Annotated in this window: 15 protein-coding genes and 3 pseudogenes; 2 read left to right on the top strand and 16 right to left on the bottom strand. The window is 43.4% G+C overall.

The window, feature by feature from the left end:
• Positions 1-32: 32 nt before the first annotated feature.
• Positions 33-506, bottom strand: a complete 474-nt coding sequence (locus C1A07_RS14430; RefSeq protein ID WP_242972327.1) for a type I restriction endonuclease subunit R, EcoR124 family — start codon at positions 504-506, stop codon at positions 33-35.
• Between C1A07_RS14430 and C1A07_RS14425 the strand changes: the two are divergent.
• Positions 475-1,941 (top strand): annotated as a pseudogene (locus tag C1A07_RS14425) (type I restriction endonuclease subunit R); the annotation flags it as partial. The gene C1A07_RS14430 and the pseudogene C1A07_RS14425 overlap by 32 nt on opposite strands.
• A gap of 332 nt (positions 1,942-2,273) precedes the next feature.
• Here C1A07_RS14425 and metG read toward each other — a convergent pair.
• The 4 genes and pseudogenes from metG to C1A07_RS14400 all read right to left on the bottom strand — a co-directional run.
• Positions 2,274-2,765: pseudogene (gene metG / locus C1A07_RS14415) on the bottom strand (methionine--tRNA ligase subunit beta); the annotation flags it as partial.
• 138 nt (positions 2,766-2,903) lie between these two features.
• Complete coding sequence (locus C1A07_RS14410; protein WP_180952270.1) at positions 2,904-3,320, bottom strand: PIN domain-containing protein; 417 nt, start codon at positions 3,318-3,320, stop codon at positions 2,904-2,906.
• Positions 3,298-3,537, bottom strand: coding sequence for a UDP-N-acetylenolpyruvoylglucosamine reductase (locus tag C1A07_RS14405; protein ID WP_101877710.1), 240 nt, complete (start codon positions 3,535-3,537; stop codon positions 3,298-3,300). Before C1A07_RS14405 ends, C1A07_RS14410 begins: the two co-directional genes overlap by 23 nt.
• A gap of 86 nt (positions 3,538-3,623) precedes the next feature.
• Positions 3,624-3,803, bottom strand: a pseudogene (locus tag C1A07_RS14400) (tyrosine-type recombinase/integrase); the annotation flags it as partial.
• On the opposite strand from C1A07_RS14400, the gene C1A07_RS16880 reads away from it, so the two are divergent.
• A complete protein-coding gene (locus C1A07_RS16880) occupies positions 3,741-4,079 on the top strand; it encodes a helix-turn-helix domain-containing protein (RefSeq protein ID WP_101877708.1) in 339 nt (112 codons plus the stop codon). The pseudogene C1A07_RS14400 and the gene C1A07_RS16880 sit on opposite strands and share 63 nt — an antisense overlap.
• A 219-nt stretch (positions 4,080-4,298) precedes the next feature.
• Here the strand turns inward: C1A07_RS16880 and lysS are convergent, their stop codons facing one another.
• The 11 genes from lysS to hprK form a co-directional block, all read right to left on the bottom strand.
• Complete coding sequence (lysS, locus tag C1A07_RS14390) at positions 4,299-6,257, bottom strand: lysine--tRNA ligase (protein WP_101877707.1); 1,959 nt, start codon at positions 6,255-6,257, stop codon at positions 4,299-4,301.
• A 33-nt stretch (positions 6,258-6,290) separates the two neighbouring features.
• Positions 6,291-6,770: a transcription elongation factor GreA gene (gene greA / locus C1A07_RS14385; RefSeq protein ID WP_101877706.1), complete on the bottom strand. Its 480-nt coding sequence runs from the start codon at positions 6,768-6,770 to the stop codon at positions 6,291-6,293.
• A gap of 167 nt (positions 6,771-6,937) precedes the next feature.
• Positions 6,938-7,903, bottom strand: coding sequence for a tRNA dihydrouridine synthase DusB (gene dusB / locus C1A07_RS14380; protein ID WP_101877705.1), 966 nt, complete (start codon positions 7,901-7,903; stop codon positions 6,938-6,940).
• 10 nt (positions 7,904-7,913) lie between these two features.
• A complete protein-coding gene (locus C1A07_RS14375; protein WP_101877704.1) occupies positions 7,914-8,255 on the bottom strand; it encodes a DUF6145 family protein in 342 nt (113 codons plus the stop codon).
• 145 nt (positions 8,256-8,400) lie between these two features.
• On the bottom strand, positions 8,401-9,375 hold the full coding sequence (gene pfkA / locus C1A07_RS14370) for a 6-phosphofructokinase (protein ID WP_101877703.1): 975 nt from the start codon (positions 9,373-9,375) through the stop codon (positions 8,401-8,403).
• A gap of 57 nt (positions 9,376-9,432) precedes the next feature.
• The gene (locus tag C1A07_RS14365) at positions 9,433-12,915 is read right to left on the bottom strand and encodes a DNA polymerase III subunit alpha (RefSeq protein WP_101877702.1); all 3,483 of its coding nucleotides are present in this window, start codon (positions 12,913-12,915) and stop codon (positions 9,433-9,435) included.
• Positions 12,916-13,010: 95 nt separating this feature from the next.
• Positions 13,011-13,265, bottom strand: a complete 255-nt coding sequence (locus tag C1A07_RS14360; RefSeq protein WP_101877701.1) for an HPr family phosphocarrier protein — start codon at positions 13,263-13,265, stop codon at positions 13,011-13,013.
• Between the two features lie 11 nt (positions 13,266-13,276).
• Complete coding sequence (whiA, locus tag C1A07_RS14355; RefSeq protein ID WP_101878158.1) at positions 13,277-14,257, bottom strand: DNA-binding protein WhiA; 981 nt, start codon at positions 14,255-14,257, stop codon at positions 13,277-13,279.
• 7 nt (positions 14,258-14,264) lie between these two features.
• Entirely contained in the window at positions 14,265-15,140 is an 876-nt protein-coding gene (rapZ, locus tag C1A07_RS14350; RefSeq protein WP_101877700.1) for an RNase adapter RapZ, read from the bottom strand.
• The gene (gene murB, locus C1A07_RS14345; RefSeq protein ID WP_101877699.1) at positions 15,137-16,066 is read right to left on the bottom strand and encodes a UDP-N-acetylmuramate dehydrogenase; all 930 of its coding nucleotides are present in this window, start codon (positions 16,064-16,066) and stop codon (positions 15,137-15,139) included. The genes rapZ and murB overlap by 4 nt, the downstream gene beginning before the upstream one ends.
• A 15-nt stretch (positions 16,067-16,081) precedes the next feature.
• Entirely contained in the window at positions 16,082-17,011 is a 930-nt protein-coding gene (hprK, locus tag C1A07_RS14340; RefSeq protein WP_101877698.1) for an HPr(Ser) kinase/phosphatase, read from the bottom strand.
• Positions 17,012-17,079 lie beyond the last annotated feature (68 nt).

The following is a 17,079-nucleotide window of genomic DNA, read 5'->3' as shown; positions in this document are numbered from 1 at the left end:
CGTATTGAAGATTTACAATAAATTATTATGCACTAAACATCTTTTTCGTAATGCGCCGATTCCTCTGCCACCATAGATAGTGTTGGTTCTGTATCATAAAGATATGTAACCTTATCCGGTTCTTTTGAAACCTCTGGGCTAACCAGTCCAAAATATTTCTCAAAGAACCCTTTCAGTTTTTCAATAACTGTCTGTTTCTTCTTATCACGAGAACCTCCACCTCCGAAACGGGAAACGGGCGGCATCAGTCGGTCAACATCTGTGCCGGTGGTTTTGAGTATGCCGTCACGAAAAGCATTCTCAACAAACTTTCTCGTTTCTTCTGGTTTCAATTTTTCTTCAGTGATCAAAGTCTGAATATCGGTTTCTCTCTGCTCACTGACAAAACGCTGCCAGTCAGTATTGACATTGGTGCTTGTGTTGACAGTAGCAATAAAGTTTTCGATTAGTTCCTTTTTAGACCTAAGCTGCAAGCTGGACTTAATTACAAAATACTGTGTGTTCACATCCGAGGAATTGCTGCTTGTTATGCGCCCCTATCAGATTGTGGCTACTGAGCGTATCTTGAACAGAATTGAAGTGTCTACCAACTACAAGAAAACAGGCACTATCGAAGCCGGAGGATATATCTGGCATACCACAGGAAGCGGCAAAACCTTGACTTCCTTTAAGACTGCCCAGCTTGCTACCAACCTGCCGTATATCGAAAAGGTTCTGTTTGTGGTTGACCGTAAGGATTTGGACTACCAGACCATTAAAGAATATGACCGCTTTGAGAAAGGTGCTGCCAACGGAAACAAGAGTACCGCTGTTCTTCAAAGACAGCTTGAGGACAGCACTTCCCGAATTATCGTAACAACCATTCAGAAGCTGGATGTGTTCATTACAAAAAATCCGAGCCACCCAATCCGAAACAAGCACATCGTTCTCGTGTTTGACGAGTGCCACCGCAGCCAGTTTGGAGATATGCACACCCGAATTGTGGGAGGACAAATCAAAAAGGGCGAAAAGACAATCAAGGTGGACAAGTATTTCAAGAATTATCACATTTTCGGATTTACAGGCACACCCATTTTCGCTGTTAACGCTGGAACAGGCGGCAATCCGAATCTCCGGACCACAGAGCAGGCTTTTGGCGCGAAGCTTCATACCTACACCATTGTGGATGCGATCAATGACGGAAATGTGCTGCCCTTCCGTATCGATTATATCAACACAGTCAAGCAAAAGGACGGAAAGCAGGACAAGCAGGTTGCCGCTATTGACACCGAGGAAGCATTGAGTTCGCCAAAGCCTATCACAGAGGTTGTGAAATACATTCTGGAACACTTCGACCAAAAGACCATGCGAAATTCATATTACAGTCTGAAAGGTCAGCGAGTAAACGGCTTCAACTCTATGTTCGACGTCAGCTCTATTCCTGTCTGCAAAAAATATTATTTGGAGCTTAAAAAACAGATTGCAGAACGGCACAGAGATTTGACCATTGCCACCATCTTTTCATTCGCTCCAAACGAAGCGGATAGTGCCGATGGTATTCTGAACGATGAAAGTTTTGACACCGATGACCTTGACCAGAGTTCCCGCGACTTTCTGGATATGGCAATTAAAGACTACAACAAGATTTTCAAAACCAATTTTGATACATCAAACAAGGGCTTCCAAGATTACTACAAAGACCTTTCCGATAAGGTTAAGAAGCGTGAAGTCGATTTGCTCATTGTAGTCAACATGTTCTTGACGGGCTTCGATGCAACAACGCTTAACACCCTTTGGGTAGATAAGAATTTGAAAATGCACGGTCTGATACAGGCATTTTCCAGAACGAACCGTATCCTCAATTCAGTTAAGTCCTTTGGTAATATTGTCTGCTTCCGTGATCTTGAAGAAGCTACCAACGATGCGATCGCATTGTTCGGAGACAAGGAAGCAAACGGCATCAGATGCCTGTTTTATATTTTTTCATTATTGGGGCGTAAATTGGGCGTAAAACCAACGTTTACGCCCAACTGCTTACTTTAATTTTCCATTACTTTTTCTGTATCTTAATACAGCTTCGCTCCCGCCGGAATCCCACTATCCAGCATCAGCAGATTTAAGCCTTCTCTGCCGTCATTTTCATACACAGCAGAAATCAGCATTCCCTCAGAATCAATGCCCATCNGCATCAGATGCCTGTTTTATATTTTTTCATTATTGGGGCGTAAATTGGGCGTAAAACCAACGTTTACGCCCAACTGCTTACTTTAATTTTCCATTACTTTTTCTGTATCTTAATACAGCTTCGCTCCCGCCGGAATCCCACTATCCAGCATCAGCAGATTTAAGCCTTCTCTGCCGTCATTTTCATACACAGCAGAAATCAGCATTCCCTCAGAATCAATGCCCATCATCTTTCTAGGCGGCAGATTGGTGATCGCTACGCAGGTCTTGCCAACCAATTCCTCCGGCTCGTAATACTCGTGAATACCGCTTAAAATGGTGCGTTTCCGGTCGGTTCCGTCATTTAATGTGAACTTCAAAAGCTTCTTAGACTTCGGCACTGCCTCGCAGGCTTCGATCTTCACTACACGGAAATCGGACTTTGCAAAAGTCTCAAAATCCACCATATCCTCAAACAGCGGCTCGATCTTGATCTTGGAAAGATCCGGAAGCACGGTGGTGATCGGTGCGCCTTCTGCTGTCTCCTCGCTTACCGGAGCAGCCACATCTTCGGAGACTTTTGATGTCTCTTTTTTGTCTAAGGACTTCATTGTCGGGAACAACCTTGGCACAAAATACGCCTTATTACCGCCCTTTGTGCCTTACTGACTGTACGCCTGACAGTACTCCACGATCCATCTTCTTTCACACCTATTCACTATTTAACTTCCTTTGGGCGTAAATCGGGCGTATTCCTATCATCAAAGCATTTTACAGAACGCAAGCGGCTCTATACAGGGTATTCTGCTGCTTTTAAAGTCGTCGCAGTTTCTTGTAACGATATAATCCGCCTGAAAAGCAACAGCACATTCCTTTTGAAGACAGTCCTCAAAATCCGAAAATGTTTCATCAGACAAGGCATTCAGGATTTTTTCCTTATCAATTCCCTGGACTTCAAATAATTCGCATATGCTCCACAACAGTGTACGCCTTTCGTGTACACTGAACTCCTTTCTCAGAATAAAGAACATATTTGAAATGGAATGTGCTGCAATGCACCCGGATACCTGTCTCTGCTTACAGGCAACCACAATCTGCTTTGCCGCCTGGTCGTAAGGGCTGCGGCACAACAGATAATCCAGTAGAACATTTGTATCAACTAATATTCGCAGTCCCATATTTTTCCTCTCTATACGTTTCTAGTTCCCTTTCATAATCAATCTGCGGGGTTTTCCGCCTGAGTTTTTCCAACTGCTCAAACGCCTGCTCTCTAACACGCTCTGATTCCCCACCATAAAGGCCGTTTACACCTTCCATGATCTGAATAATAAAATAAAGTTTATCCTCCGGCATCCGTTCCAGCAAATCCATCGCGTCTTTTCTAAGCGCCGTCATATTCTATCACCTCTTACTCTATAATCCTATCTCTGGTTATTTTCATTATAACTACTTTTCCAAGCTTTGTACAGAAATATCTTTCGTCATATTTTGCTGTCAGTCTTCTGCTTCGCCAGATATTCATCAAAAATACCAATTTCTCTTATCTTCATATCCTTTGTAGCGTCTGCATAGATGTTCATCGTTGTCCCAATATCCGCATGGCCCAGAACGTCCTGTATCACTTTCATATTAATGCCAGCCTCGCAGAGTCTTGTCGCAAATTAGCCACCTTAGCTAGCATTTCACAGAGTTACCTGCGGGACATTGAACTAGGAAAGAAAAATCCTACTGTAGAAGTCCTTTCCTATATCTGTGAAGCCCTGGAAATTTCTCTGCGGGATTTTTTTGACGAAGAAAGCACTGCCAGACTATTTGGCGACCCGCTGCTGTCTTCGCTCTATCAACTGACTGAAGAACAGAAAAATGCTCTCATAGCTTTTATCAAAACCTTAAACACACAATTTTGTATCATTCCTGAATATTTCCCTTTATCGTAGATTTTTATATGGCTCTTCCCCTTTCCCATTCATACCAGTACAGCAAAAAACGCGTCACTGGCGCGTTTTTTCCATACTTGGTAATAAAAACAGACACCTGACAAATTGCTTCATCAGATGCCTGTTTTATATTTTTTCATTATTGGGGCGTAAATTGGGCGTAAAACCAACGTTTACGCCCAACTGCTTACTTTAATTTTCCATTACTTTTTCTGTATCTTAATACAGCTTCGCTCCCGCCGGAATCCCACTATCCAGCATCAGCAGATTTAAGCCTTCTCTGCCGTCATTTTCATACACAGCAGAAATCAGCATTCCCTCAGAATCAATGCCCATCATCTTTCTAGGCGGCAGATTGGTGATCGCTACGCAGGTCTTGCCAACCAATTCCTCCGGCTCGTAATACTCGTGAATACCGCTTAAAATGGTGCGTTTCCGGTCGGTTCCGTCATTTAATGTGAACTTCAAAAGCTTCTTAGACTTCGGCACTGCCTCGCAGGCTTCGATCTTCACTACACGGAAATCGGACTTTGCAAAAGTCTCAAAATCCACCATATCCTCAAACAGCGGCTCGATCTTGATCTTGGAAAGATCCGGAAGCACGGTGGTGATCGGTGCGCCTTCTGCTGTCTCCTCGCTTACCGGAGCAGCCACATCTTCGGAGACTTTTGATGTCTCTTTTTTGTCTAAGGACTTCATTGTCGGGAACAGCAAAACATCTCTAATGGCAGCGGAGTCTGTCAGCAGCATAACCATTCTGTCAATGCCAAATCCAATACCGCCTGTAGGTGGCATACCAATCTCCAGGGCATTTAAGAAGTCTTCATCTGTGTGGTTGGCTTCCTCATCTCCCTGAGCTAAAAGCTCCTCCTGAGCTGCAAAACGCTCTCTCTGGTCAATAGGATCGTTTAACTCAGAGTATGCGTTGGCCATCTCCCAGCCGTTCATAAAGAACTCAAAACGCTCTGTGTATTCTGGGTTCTCTGGTTTTTTCTTTGTAAGAGGAGAAATCTCCACAGGGTGATCCATAACAAAAGTAGGTTGAAGCAGATGCTCTTCTGCATATTCTTCAAAGAATAAGTTAAGAATGTCGCCCTTTTTATGTCTGTCCTCAAACTGAATTCCCTTTTCCTTTGCCAGGGCCTTGGCCTCTTCCTCTGTCTTTATCTGGTTAAAATCAACGCCTGCATATTTCTTTACTGCATCTACCATGGTGATGCGCTCAAATGGCTTGCCTAAATCCATTTCAATGCCGTTATAAACAATCTTTGTAGTGCCTAACACCTCTTTGGCCACATGGCGGTACAGATTTTCTGTTAAGTCCATCATACCGTTGTAGTCAGTGTAAGCCTGATATAACTCCATAAGAGTAAATTCCGGGTTATGTCTTGTGTCCAGTCCTTCGTTTCTGAACACACGGCCGATTTCGTAAACCTTTTCCAGGCCTCCTACTATCAGCCTCTTTAAGTACAGCTCCAAAGAAATTCTCATTTTTAAGTCTTCATCTAAAGCATTAAAATGAGTTTCAAATGGTCTTGCCGCAGCGCCTCCTGCATTAGCAACCAGCATAGGTGTTTCCACCTCCATAAATCCCTGGCTGCCCAGATAGCTTCTGATGCTGGAAATAATTTTAGAACGCTTAATAAAGGTTTCCTTTACATCTGCATTCATAATCAAATCCACATATCTTTGGCGGTAACGAATATCTGTGTTAGTCAGTCCGTGGAACTTCTCCGGCAGAATCTGAAGACTTTTTGACAGCAGAACTACAGATGTGGCATGGATAGAGATTTCGCCTGTTTTTGTAGTAAATACAGTTCCCTTTAATCCTACAATATCGCCAATATCCATTTTCTTAAATTCTTTGTATTCTTCTTCGCCAATACTGTCTCTGGCAACATATGACTGGATATTTCCCTTTAAATCCTGAATGTTGCAGAAGGAGGCCTTTCCCATCACACGCTTGGACATCATACGTCCTGCAATGGAAACTTCCTTTCCTTCCCACTGGCTGTACTGCTCCCTTATATCCGCACTGTGCGCTGTTACATCATATTTAGTAATCTGAAAAGGGTCCTTTCCAGCTGCCTGCAACTCAGCCAGCTTCTCCCTGCGCACTTTTAATAAATGGTTTAAATCCTGTTCCTGTGCAACAGTCTGCTTCTGCTCTCCTGCCACGTTTTCCACTCCTTCTGTATTATAATCTTTATTTTATACTCTCTGAATTTCCAGAATTTTGTACTGGATGGTTCCCATCTGAGTCTCCACATCCACTACATCCCCTGCTTTTTTGCCGATCAGGGCCTGACCTACTGGAGATTCGTTGGAAATCTTATTCTGAAGGCTGTTTGCCTCTGTGGAACCTACAATAAAGAATTCCATTTCCTCGTCAAATTCAAAATCAAACACTTTTACTTTACAGCCAATATTAATTTTATCCAGGTCGATTTCTTCTTCAACTACAACCTCGGCATTTTTCAGAAGCTTCTCCAGCTCTTCAATTCTGGCCTCGATTTCTCTCTGCTCATCCTTTGCTGCATCATACTCTGCGTTCTCAGATAAGTCTCCCTGCTCTCTGGCCTCTTTGATCTTCTGAGCTACTTCTTTTCTTTTAAATACCTTCAGATTCTGAAGTTCGTCCTCGTACTGTTTTAGTCCTGCATAAGTTAAAATGTTCTTCTTTTCAGCCATTACACATCTGCTTCCTTCCTAAAATAATTCTTCACTGAACCAGGCGTACTTTTGCCTGCCTCTCCCATTCAGCTTTTCATAGTATACAGTATACTATGCGTAACCTTCTCGCATTCACAGTATTATAGCTTAAACCCCTTATGTTGTCAAGAAAAGGTCTGCTTTTTTCAGTCGGCCAATTTTTCATATAAAAACTCTGTTAATCTTTCATACTGATCTATTTGATTTAACTCATTTCTCAGCGCTGCAGAATGAGGCAGGCCCACAGTATACCAGGCAATTTGCTTTCTCATTTCTCTGATTCCCTGGTTCTCTCCTCTCATTTCCACCTGCATTTGAAGATGGCGCAGAATCATTTCTCTTCTCTCAGACTTACTGGGGGGAGGAAGGATTTCTCCGGTTTTCAGATAATGGAGAATTCGTGAGAAGATCCATGGATTTCCCTGGGCTCCTCTGGCCACCATAATCCCGTCGCAGCCTGTTTCTTCCATCATCCTTTTCCCGTCCTCAGGCGTAAATATATCCCCATTTCCAATGACCGGAATAGATACAGCTTCCTTCACCTGCCTGATAATATTCCAATCAGCCTTTCCAGAATAATACTGCTCCCTTGTCCTACCGTGCACAGCCACTGCCAAAACTCCGCAGGCTTCTGCAATTTTAGCTATCTCCACAGCATTTACATTTTCCTCATTAAAACCTTTTCTTATTTTAATAGTAACAGGCTTTTTGATCTTCTTTACCATTGATGTGAGAATTTTTTCCACCAGCTCAGGGTTTTTCATTAAAGCTGAGCCTTCCCCGTTGTTGACCACCTTAGGCACAGGACAGCCCATATTAATATCTATAATATCACAGGGGCCTTCTGCCACCTTGGCTCCTATTTCTCCCATAATATCAGGGTCTGAGCCAAAAAGCTGCACCGCAATAGGATGCTCCTCCTGTTTGATTTCCAGCAAAGCATTTGTATTTTTGTTTTTATATAAAATAGCTTTGGCACTGACCATCTCTGTGTAAAGAAGTCCGCAGCCCTGTTCCTTGCACAAAATTCTAAAGGGCAGGTCTGTAACTCCCGCCATAGGTCCTAAAGCCAAAGGGTTAGGAATAATTACATTTCCGATTTTCAGTTCCATTTCCCTGCTCCTACTGCTCCAAATCCGGGTCTTCTCCCAGATAAAACACTTTAAAATAAAGCTCCAAAGACTCTAACAGCTCTTTTCTCTCTTCCTGGAACTGCTTTATCTTTAAATAGCTGCCAATCTCGTCAATAGTTCCGTCATACTCTCCTGCTTCTGTTTTAAATTCTAAGGTTCCGTCAGGCTGAAACTGCATAAGAAAAATTCCGCCTACCTCCTGAACAAACCAGACGGACATAATTTGAAGCTCTTTTTTAATTCCCTCCGGCAGCCCTTCAAATTCTTCATTTAAATAATATTTCTGGGTGTAGGCATTTGCGCCGCACAGTACAATAGGTTTTTCCTTCAATACTTTTCCCTCTCCTTCTTTTCTTCCATTCTCTTAAATAACGGGAAAACTTAAAAAAGAGGCGCTGCAAAATCAAAACCCCTTATACAGGCAGTTCATAATTTTGCAGCACCTACTTATTATTCCCTGTTTGGCTTTCAGATCGTTACCGAACCAGAGCCTTGCTGATCTGGAACTGTTCTTCAGAAATATCTTTTTTCATATTTAAAGCTTCCTGAATATCAAAGTCTACATAATCGCCGTTTTTGTATGCCACAACTCTGTTGCTCTTTCCCTTTACCAATAACTCTACAGCCTTGGCTCCCATAATAGAAGCGTACACTCTGTCCTTACATGTAGGAGCTCCGCCTCTCTGCATGTGGCCTAAAATTGTAGCCCTTGTCTCAATTCCTGTGGCAGCTTCAATTCTCTTTGCCATGGAGGTAGAGTGGCCGATTCCCTCGGCATTAATTATAATATGATGCTTTTTGCCACGCTTTCTGTTTTCAATAATGCGGTTAATCAGCACCTGTTCATTTCCGTCATATCTTTCTGGCAGAAGAATGTCCTCTGCTCCATTGGCAATACCGCACCACAAAGCAATATAACCGGCGTTTCTGCCCATAACCTCAATAATACTGCATCGCTCATGGGAGGTAGATGTGTCTCTTACCTTGTCAATGGCCTCCATAGCTGTATTGACTGCAGTGTCAAATCCAATGGTGTAATCTGTACATGCAATATCCAGGTCAATGGTTCCCGGAAGGCCGATGGTGTTAATTCCCAAAGCAGAAAGCTTTCCTGCGCCTCTGAAGGAGCCGTCGCCTCCGATTACAACCATGCCGTCGATTCCATGCTTGCGGCAGATTTCAGCGCCTTTTTGCTGTCCCTCTGCTGTAGTAAATTCCTGACATCTGGCTGTGTAAAGAATAGTTCCTCCACGGTGAATAATATCAGCTACGCTGCTGCTGTCCATATCTACTATTTCTTCCTGAAGGAGGCCTGCATAGCCTCTCATAATTCCCTTTACTTTCAGTCCTCTGTTAATTGCGGTTCTGACTACTGCTCTGATAGCTGCATTCATTCCAGGTGCATCTCCACCGCTGGTTAATATGCCGATTGTTTTTACCTCTTTTGCCATAGTCTTCCCTCCATGCATTATGATTCCTTAATCTTCCATATATACTCAAATGATATTCTAATTCATTTTCCCTATCTTTTCAATAGTTTTTTCCACCAGTTTGACATTTTTTTCACCATATTTTTTAGTGAGAGTGTCCAGCAATTCCTTGCCTGCTTTTACATTCCAGTTGGCTGGAAGAACCTTTTTGGCCTTTTCCTTGTTTAAATATAAGATTACTGTATCTTGTCCGTCAGACTCTTTTAATATACTGAGAAGTTCTTCCTCCCTTTCCATATAGCTTTCCTTGTCTGGAAATTGAATCCACAGCTCTCTTGGAACCTGTTCAAAAGGAATTACCTGCTCTAAAATCAGTTTTCCCGCAGGGTCGTCTCCAACAGAAACCCTGCCTTTTACAAACAGCTTTGCGTCCTCTGTTAAAATATCTCTGTTTTTTTCATAATCCTTGGGGAACACCAACACCTCCACAGAGCCTACTAAATCTTCCAGTGTAATAAAAGCCATATTTTTATTAGTTTTAGTAATTTTAACTACCTTTCCTGCTACCATTCCTCCTACAGTCACACGCTGGCCGTCTTTTACAACAGAGCTCTCCGTCTCCTCATCTACCACAAAGTCTGTTGTTTTTGCCGTAATGTTTTTTATCCAGCACTCTCTGTAATCGTCCATAGGATGACCGCTGATATAAATTCCCAGCACCTCTTTTTCAAAGGCTAAAAGATCTTCTTTGGAAAATTCTCCTACTGGAGGCATTGTAATCTGAAAATCTTTTTTCTCCTCTTCCCCTGCAAAATCAAATAAGGACATTTGACCGTCTATAGTATTTTTCTTATCCTTACTTTTCTGCTCTAAAACCTCCGGGGCAATGAGAAGCTTCTGTTTTCTGGTTCCAGGCAGACTGTCCAGGGCTCCTGACTTAATAAAGTTTTCCAAAGTTCTTTTATTTACCTCCTTGTTGGTCATACGCTCCACAAAGTTTTCCATGGAAACAAAGGGACCTGCCTTTTCTCTTTCCTCAATAATAGCCTCCACTACAGTTCTGCCTACGCTTTTAATCGCTGACAATCCATAGCGGATCGCTCCCTCAGATACAGAAAAGCCGCTGACTCCCACATTAATGTCAGGGGGCATAATGTCAATTCCCATTTGACGACATGTAAGTATATACTCAGATACCTTTGTCACATTATCCATAACAGAGGTTAAAAGAGCCGCCATATATTCTTTCGGATAATAATATTTTAAATATGCCGTCTGATAAGAAACTACTGCGTAAGCCGCCGCATGGGACTTGTTAAACGCATACTTGGCAAAGTCCGTCATCTCGTCAAAAATGTGGTTGGCTGTTTTCTCATCTATTCCGTTGTTAATACATCCGGCCACTCCTTCTTCCGGATTTCCATATACAAAGTTCTGTCTTTCCTTTTCCATAACAGAAGCTTTTTTCTTAGACATGGCTCTGCGCACCAAATCGCTTCGTCCCAAGGTATATCCGGCCAGGTCTCTAACAATCTGCATAACCTGCTCCTGATACACAATACATCCGTAGGTAGGCTCTAATATAGCTTCCATTTGAGGGCAGTCATAAGTAATTTCCCCTGAATGATTTTTCCCCTTTAAATATCTGGGAATAAAATCCATAGGGCCTGGACGGTAAAGGGAAATTCCGGCGATAATATCCTCCAGATTTTCCGGCTTCAGCTCCTTCATAAAGCTTTTCATGCCGCCGCTTTCCAGCTGGAACACGCCCTCGTCCCGGCCGCTTCCTATCATTTCCAGCACGTTTTTATCATTGTAGTCTATTTTCAGCATGTCCAAATCCACGCCGTAATTTTTCTCTGCCTGCTTTACTGCGTTTTGTATTACAGTCAGTGTTCTAAGGCCCAGGAAATCCATTTTTAAAAGCCCCAGTTCCTCCAAGGTAGTCATAGTAAACTGAGTGGTTATGGTTCCGTCCGCCGCCTTAGAAAGCGGCACGTACTCATCTATGCTGGTGCGGCTGATTACCACTCCCGCCGCGTGCATAGACGTATGTCTGGGCAGACCCTCTAAACGCCTGGACATGTCGATCATATATTTTACTTCTTCGTCCTGCTCATAGGCCGCCTTTAAATCAGGGCTCATTTTTAAAGCCTTATCAAGAGTCATGCCTAAGTCTCTGGGAATCATTTTGGCAATCATATCGCACTTGGCATAAGGCATGTCCAAAACCCGACCGACATCTCTTACCACACCTTTTGCCGCCAATGTACCAAAGGTGACGATCTGCACCACCTGATCTTTTCCGTATTTTTCTACTACGTAATCAATCACCTCCTGCCGTCTCTCAAAGCAGAAGTCTACGTCAATATCAGGCATGGATACTCGCTCCGGATTAAGGAAACGCTCAAACAGCAGATTATAGCGGATCGGGTCAATGTCTGTAATCTCCAGACAGTAAGATACCACACTGCCTGCGGCAGACCCTCTTCCCGGCCCTACAATAATATCATTAGATTTAGCAAAATGAATAAAGTCCCACACAATCAGGAAATAGTCTACATACCCCATGGTGTGTATTACATCCAGCTCATAATCTAAACGCTTCTTTAAGGTTCCGTCGTCGTCCGGATAGCGGACCTTTAAGCCTTCCATGCAAAGATGCTGTAAATATCCCCAGGAATCATAGCCTTCTGGCGCCTGGTATTTAGGCAGCTTGGTGACGCCGAATTCAATTTCCACATTACATCTTTCTGCAATTTTATGAGTGTTTTCCAGGGCCTGCAGGGCGTATGGAAACAACTTTTTCATTTCCTCCTCAGACTTGCAGTAATACTGGCCGCCTTCATAGCGCAGTCTGTTTTCGTCTGATACTTTTTTCCCCGTCTGGATACACAGAAGAATGTCATGGGCCGCCGCATCCTCTGCAAATGTATAGTGGACGTCATTTGTTGCCACTAAATCAATTTCCAGCTCTTTGCTCATTCTTAAAAGTCCCTGGTTTACGCTTTGTTGAGCAGGAATTCCGTGGTCCTGAAGCTCTAAAAAGAAATTTCCTTTTCCGAAAATATCCTGATAATGCAGAGCTGACCTTTTAGCCTCGTCGTACATTCCCCGCTCTAAAAATTTCTGGACCTCCCCTGCCAGACAGGCGCTGAGGGCGATAATCCCGCTGTGGTACTGCTCCAGCACCTCATAGTCCACTCTTGGCCTGTAATAAAATCCGTCCACAAAGCCCTTGGACACAATTTTCATCAGATTATGATACCCTTCATCATTTTCCGCCAACAGCACTAAATGATAATATCTGTCCTCTCCTGACACTGTTTCCCTGTCAAACCTGGAGCCTGGAGATACATATACCTCGCTGCCTAAAATCGGCTTGATTCCCGCCTCTTTGGCTGCTCTGTAAAAGTCTATCACTCCATACATAACTCCGTGATCCGTAATAGCCATACTGTCCATGCCCAGTTTCTTTGCCTGGGCCGTCAGCTCCTTTATTTTTGAAGAGCCATCTAAAAGGCTATATTCTGTATGTACATGCAGATGGGTAAATGCCATTTTATCTTCTCCTTATTTTCTAAATGAAACGAAAAGGAAGTGCTGCGACAACTGAATATCCACAACACTCCCTTTATGCCTGGTATTTATTAATCTTAATGGCTGCTCAGGTAAGTTTCAATCTCCTTAATAGCTTTAGATTCATCATCGCCGTCTGCAGTTACTGTAATCTGCTCGCCTGTGCCAAGGCCTAAAGTCATCATGCCCATAATGCTTTTTGCATTTACCCGGGCGCCCTCATTTTCCACATAGATTTTACACTCATACTGGCTGGCAATCTGTACCAGCATGGCAACAGGCCTTGCCTCAAGCCCTGACGCAATCTTAATAGTGATTGTCTTTTTTACCATAATCATCCTCCTCATTCTTCCGACGGCCTGTTTAAGCCTTGCACTGCATCTTCTCTCATTTTCTGCGCTAGTTCGCTTAGCTTTCTAAGCCGGTGATTTACACCGGACTTACCTACAGGCGGGTCCAGAGCTTCCCCAAGCTCCTTTAACGTTGCATCCTGTTTTAACAGCCTTGTCTCTGCCATCTCCCGCAGATTATCCGGCAAGGCGTCAAAACCTATTGTATCTCTGATATACTTTATATCCTCTAACTGCTTCACCGCAGCTGATACCGTTTTATTAATATTGGCAGTTTCACAATTCACCTGACGGTTAACACTATTTCTCATTTCCTTTAAGATACGAATATTCTCCAGCTCCATAAGAGATACCGGGGCTTCCATTACGTTGAGAACCTCCACAATTTGGCTGCCTTCCTTAATATATACAATAAAATATTTTTTACGCATAACAATTTTTGCGTCCAGCTGGAAGGTTCCCATCATCTGCTGCAGCTGTCTGGCCTTGGCCTCTGTGGAGCAGACAATTTCAAAATGGTAAAACTTTTCCGGATCGCTTAAAGAACCGCTGGCCAAAAAGGCGCCTCTGATAAAAGCTCTTCTGCAGCAGGACTGCTGCGTAACAATGTTTTGCATAACAAAAAGATTCTCTTCAATCTCCCCCTCTGCATTCAGAAGCTTTACTGCCTTTAAAACCCGGATTGCATCCTCATGCTCCCGGATAATTACTGTATATATTCTGTTTTTGTGTAAATATGCATTATGTTTTATTGATATGTCAGTAACTATATTAAATGTTTTTTTCAATAATGTAAAGTACTTTCTTGCAACTGCCACATTTTCCGTCTGTATTCTGACGCAATATTTATTTTCCTCGGATATTTGAATCCGTCCGCACAAGCTGATAATAGCTGCTGTCTCTGCAATCTGGCAGTGCCTGGCAGTGCTGGACTGCCTGGAAAGCTCTTCCTTTACTTTGGAAGAAAATGACATAGGCATTTCACTTTCCTCTCTTGCTGTCTTTATCAATATCCCTGTGTTCAATTTTTAATCCCCATTCCTCATGGGTTTTCAGCCTTTCATATAAAGCTCTGGAAATTGTCACAGACCTGTGTTTTCCTCCTGTACATCCTATTGCCACCACCAACTGATTTTTTCCCTCAGCCACATAATTAGGCAGAAGAAACTCCATAAGATCATACAGCTTTTCTAAAAATATATGGGCCTTTCCTCCCTGCATAACAAAGTCCTGCACATCCCTCTCTTCTCCTGTGCGGCCTCTCAGCCTTACGTCATAATAGGGATTGGGAAGAAAGCGGACATCAAATACTAAATCCGCATCTGCCGGAATACCGTACTTAAACCCAAAGGACAAAATAGTCACAAATAAATTTTCAAACTTCTGATTTTCCAGAAATATTTTTTCCAATTCCTGCTTCAGCTCTTTTGTTAAAAGCATACTGGTATCAATAATGTAATCGGCTTTCTCCTTGAGAAATCCCAGTTTTTCTCTTTCCCTGGCAATTCCTCTGTCGATTCTGCCCTGGCCGGCCAGGGGGTGAGCCCTTCTTGTCTCTTTATATCGTTTAATCAGGATTTCGTCGCTGCAGTCTAAAAACAGGATTTCATAGGAAATACCTTTTTCCCTCCAATGACTGAACACCTGTTCCAAACCTGCCAATCCCTCGCCGCTTCTAATATCCAGCCCTAATGCAGTATCTCTGGGCTGAGAGCTATTGCCCATAATCAGATCCGTCAGCTTTTCTATTAATGATATGGGAAGATTGTCAATACAGTCAAAGCCTATATCCTCCAGTATTTTTAACGCAATGGTCTTGCCTGCTCCGGACATTCCCGTCACAATTACAAGTTTCATTTTTTTCCTCCAAAGCCCTCAAATTCCCCGAGGCGTTTAATTTCCATTTCCAGGGCAACTCCTGTATCCTTCATTATCTTTTCCTGGATCTCCCCACACAGCCTGCAAATATCCTCCGCAGTGGCGTGGTCTTTGTTAATTACAAACCCACAGTGCTTTTCCGACACCTGGGCTCCTCCTACACAGTACCCGCGAAAGCCTGCGTCCTCAATCAGCTTACCTGCAAAATATCCTTCCGGGCGCTTAAATGTGCTGCCTCCGCTGGGGTACTCTAAAGGCTGTTTTTCTCTTCTTCTGGCCGCCAGGTCCTCCATCTTCTTTTTGATTTCTTCCCTGTCTCCCTGCTCCAGCTGTAAAACAGCCTCCAGCACTATATATCCCTGCTTTGCCACAATACTGGTTCTGTAGCCAAATTCCATACTGGTTAGAGGCAGTACAGCTACCTGGCCGTCCGGTTTTAACACTGTCACCTCTAGTACTATATCCTTCATCTCAAAGCCATAGGCGCCTGCGTTCATCACCACGGCTCCTCCCAGGCTTCCAGGTATCCCCGCAGCGCATTCCAGACCTGTAAGAGAATGATCTAAGGCTTTTTTTGCAATGGCTGACAAAAGACATCCCGCCCCGGCAGTCAGCCTGGCGCCTTTTACTTCGCAGTAATCAAACGGCTTGCCTATTTCAATCACAACTCCTCTGAATCCTTTATCGCTTACCAGCAGATTACTGCCGTTGCCTAAAATAAAAAACGGCATATTGCTGTCTCTGCACAGCTTTAAAATCTCTGCCAGCTCTTTAGGGCCGGCGGGCGTTACAAAATAGTCTGCCGGGCCGCCTACGCGAAAGGTAGTATGTTTTGCCATGGCTTCATTTGTTTTTACCTTGTTTTCTCCTGCTGTCTGCCTAAGCTTTTCCAGAAATCTATCCATTTTACCTTTAAATCCTTACATTTCCTTTTTTGCCAAATTCGCCTGCACTCTGCGGTACAGCTCCTGAGCTGCATTATAGCCCATTTTCTTTTGTCTGTAATTAACAGAAGCAGATTCTACAATAATAGCCAGATTGCGTCCCGGACGGATAGGAATACTGTGGCAAACTACTTTATTGCCCAAGAATTCTGTATACTGGTCCTCTAATCCCAATCTGTCATACTCTTTATCTTTATTCCAGTCTTCCAGTTTAATTACCATATCAATCTGCTGCGTATCCTTTACACTTTCTACGCCAAACAAGGTCTTTACGTCTATAATTCCAATTCCCCGCAGCTCGATAAAGTGTCTTGTAATATCAGGAGCGCTTCCGATTAAGGTTTCATCGCTGACCTTGCGGATCTCCACTACATCGTCAGTAACAAGGCGGTGGCCTCTTTTAATTAACTCTAAAGCAGCCTCGCTTTTCCCAATACCACTTTCCCCCATAATCAGCACGCCCTCGCCGAATACGTCCACTAAAACCCCGTGAATGCTAATACATGGAGCCAGCTTTACCTTTAACCAGCGGATTACTTCAGCCATTAAGTCAGATGTGGTTTTTTCAGACACCAGACAAGGCACGCCGTAATGGTTGCAAAGCTCCATCATGTCCTCGTCCGGCTCCATCCCCCTGCTGTATACAATGCACGGAACTTTGCTGGCCAGCAGCTGGTCGTACCGGCTTCTTTTTACCTCATCCTCCAGCTGGCTGATATAAGCCTGCTCTACATAGCCAATAATCTGAACTCTTTCATTGTCAAAATGGTCGAAAAATCCTGCCAGCTGCAGCGCCGGTCTGTTTACGTCCGGATGGGTCAGCACTGTTTTTTCTGTATCCAGCTCAGCTGTAACGTTTTTCAGGTTCATTTTCTCTACTAATTCTGCGATTGTAACCCCATGCATATTACTTTCTCCTTTTCGCCCTACCTGTGGGTTTTGCTTTTTTTCATAGTATCATATCTTTTGTTTCT

The organism is Lachnoclostridium edouardi (assembly GCF_900240245.1).
GTDB classification, from domain to species: Bacteria; Bacillota; Clostridia; order Lachnospirales; family Lachnospiraceae; genus Lachnoclostridium_A; species Lachnoclostridium_A edouardi.
Note: the sequence above shows the minus strand (reverse complement) of the source record. Positions and strands in the feature narration are given on the sequence as shown.

Excerpts from the sequence above, each read along its gene's own strand:
- hprK (WP_101877698.1), bottom strand. The coding sequence starts at position 17,011 with ATGCATGGGGTTACAATCGCAGAATTAGTAGAGAAAATGAACCTGAAA.
- C1A07_RS16880 (WP_101877708.1), top strand. The coding sequence starts at position 3,741 with ATGGCCCAGAACGTCCTGTATCACTTTCATATTAATGCCAGCCTCGCA.
- C1A07_RS14365 (WP_101877702.1), bottom strand. The coding sequence starts at position 12,915 with ATGGCATTTACCCATCTGCATGTACATACAGAATATAGCCTTTTAGAT.
- whiA (WP_101878158.1), bottom strand. The coding sequence starts at position 14,257 with ATGTCATTTTCTTCCAAAGTAAAGGAAGAGCTTTCCAGGCAGTCCAGC.
- C1A07_RS14360 (WP_101877701.1), bottom strand. The coding sequence starts at position 13,265 with ATGGTAAAAAAGACAATCACTATTAAGATTGCGTCAGGGCTTGAGGCA.
- rapZ (WP_101877700.1), bottom strand. The coding sequence starts at position 15,140 with ATGAAACTTGTAATTGTGACGGGAATGTCCGGAGCAGGCAAGACCATT.
- C1A07_RS14410 (WP_180952270.1), bottom strand. The coding sequence starts at position 3,320 with ATGGGACTGCGAATATTAGTTGATACAAATGTTCTACTGGATTATCTG.
- greA (WP_101877706.1), bottom strand. The coding sequence starts at position 6,770 with ATGGCTGAAAAGAAGAACATTTTAACTTATGCAGGACTAAAACAGTAC.
- dusB (WP_101877705.1), bottom strand. The coding sequence starts at position 7,903 with ATGGAACTGAAAATCGGAAATGTAATTATTCCTAACCCTTTGGCTTTA.
- pfkA (WP_101877703.1), bottom strand. The coding sequence starts at position 9,375 with ATGGCAAAAGAGGTAAAAACAATCGGCATATTAACCAGCGGTGGAGAT.
- murB (WP_101877699.1), bottom strand. The coding sequence starts at position 16,066 with ATGGATAGATTTCTGGAAAAGCTTAGGCAGACAGCAGGAGAAAACAAG.
- C1A07_RS14405 (WP_101877710.1), bottom strand. The coding sequence starts at position 3,537 with ATGACGGCGCTTAGAAAAGACGCGATGGATTTGCTGGAACGGATGCCG.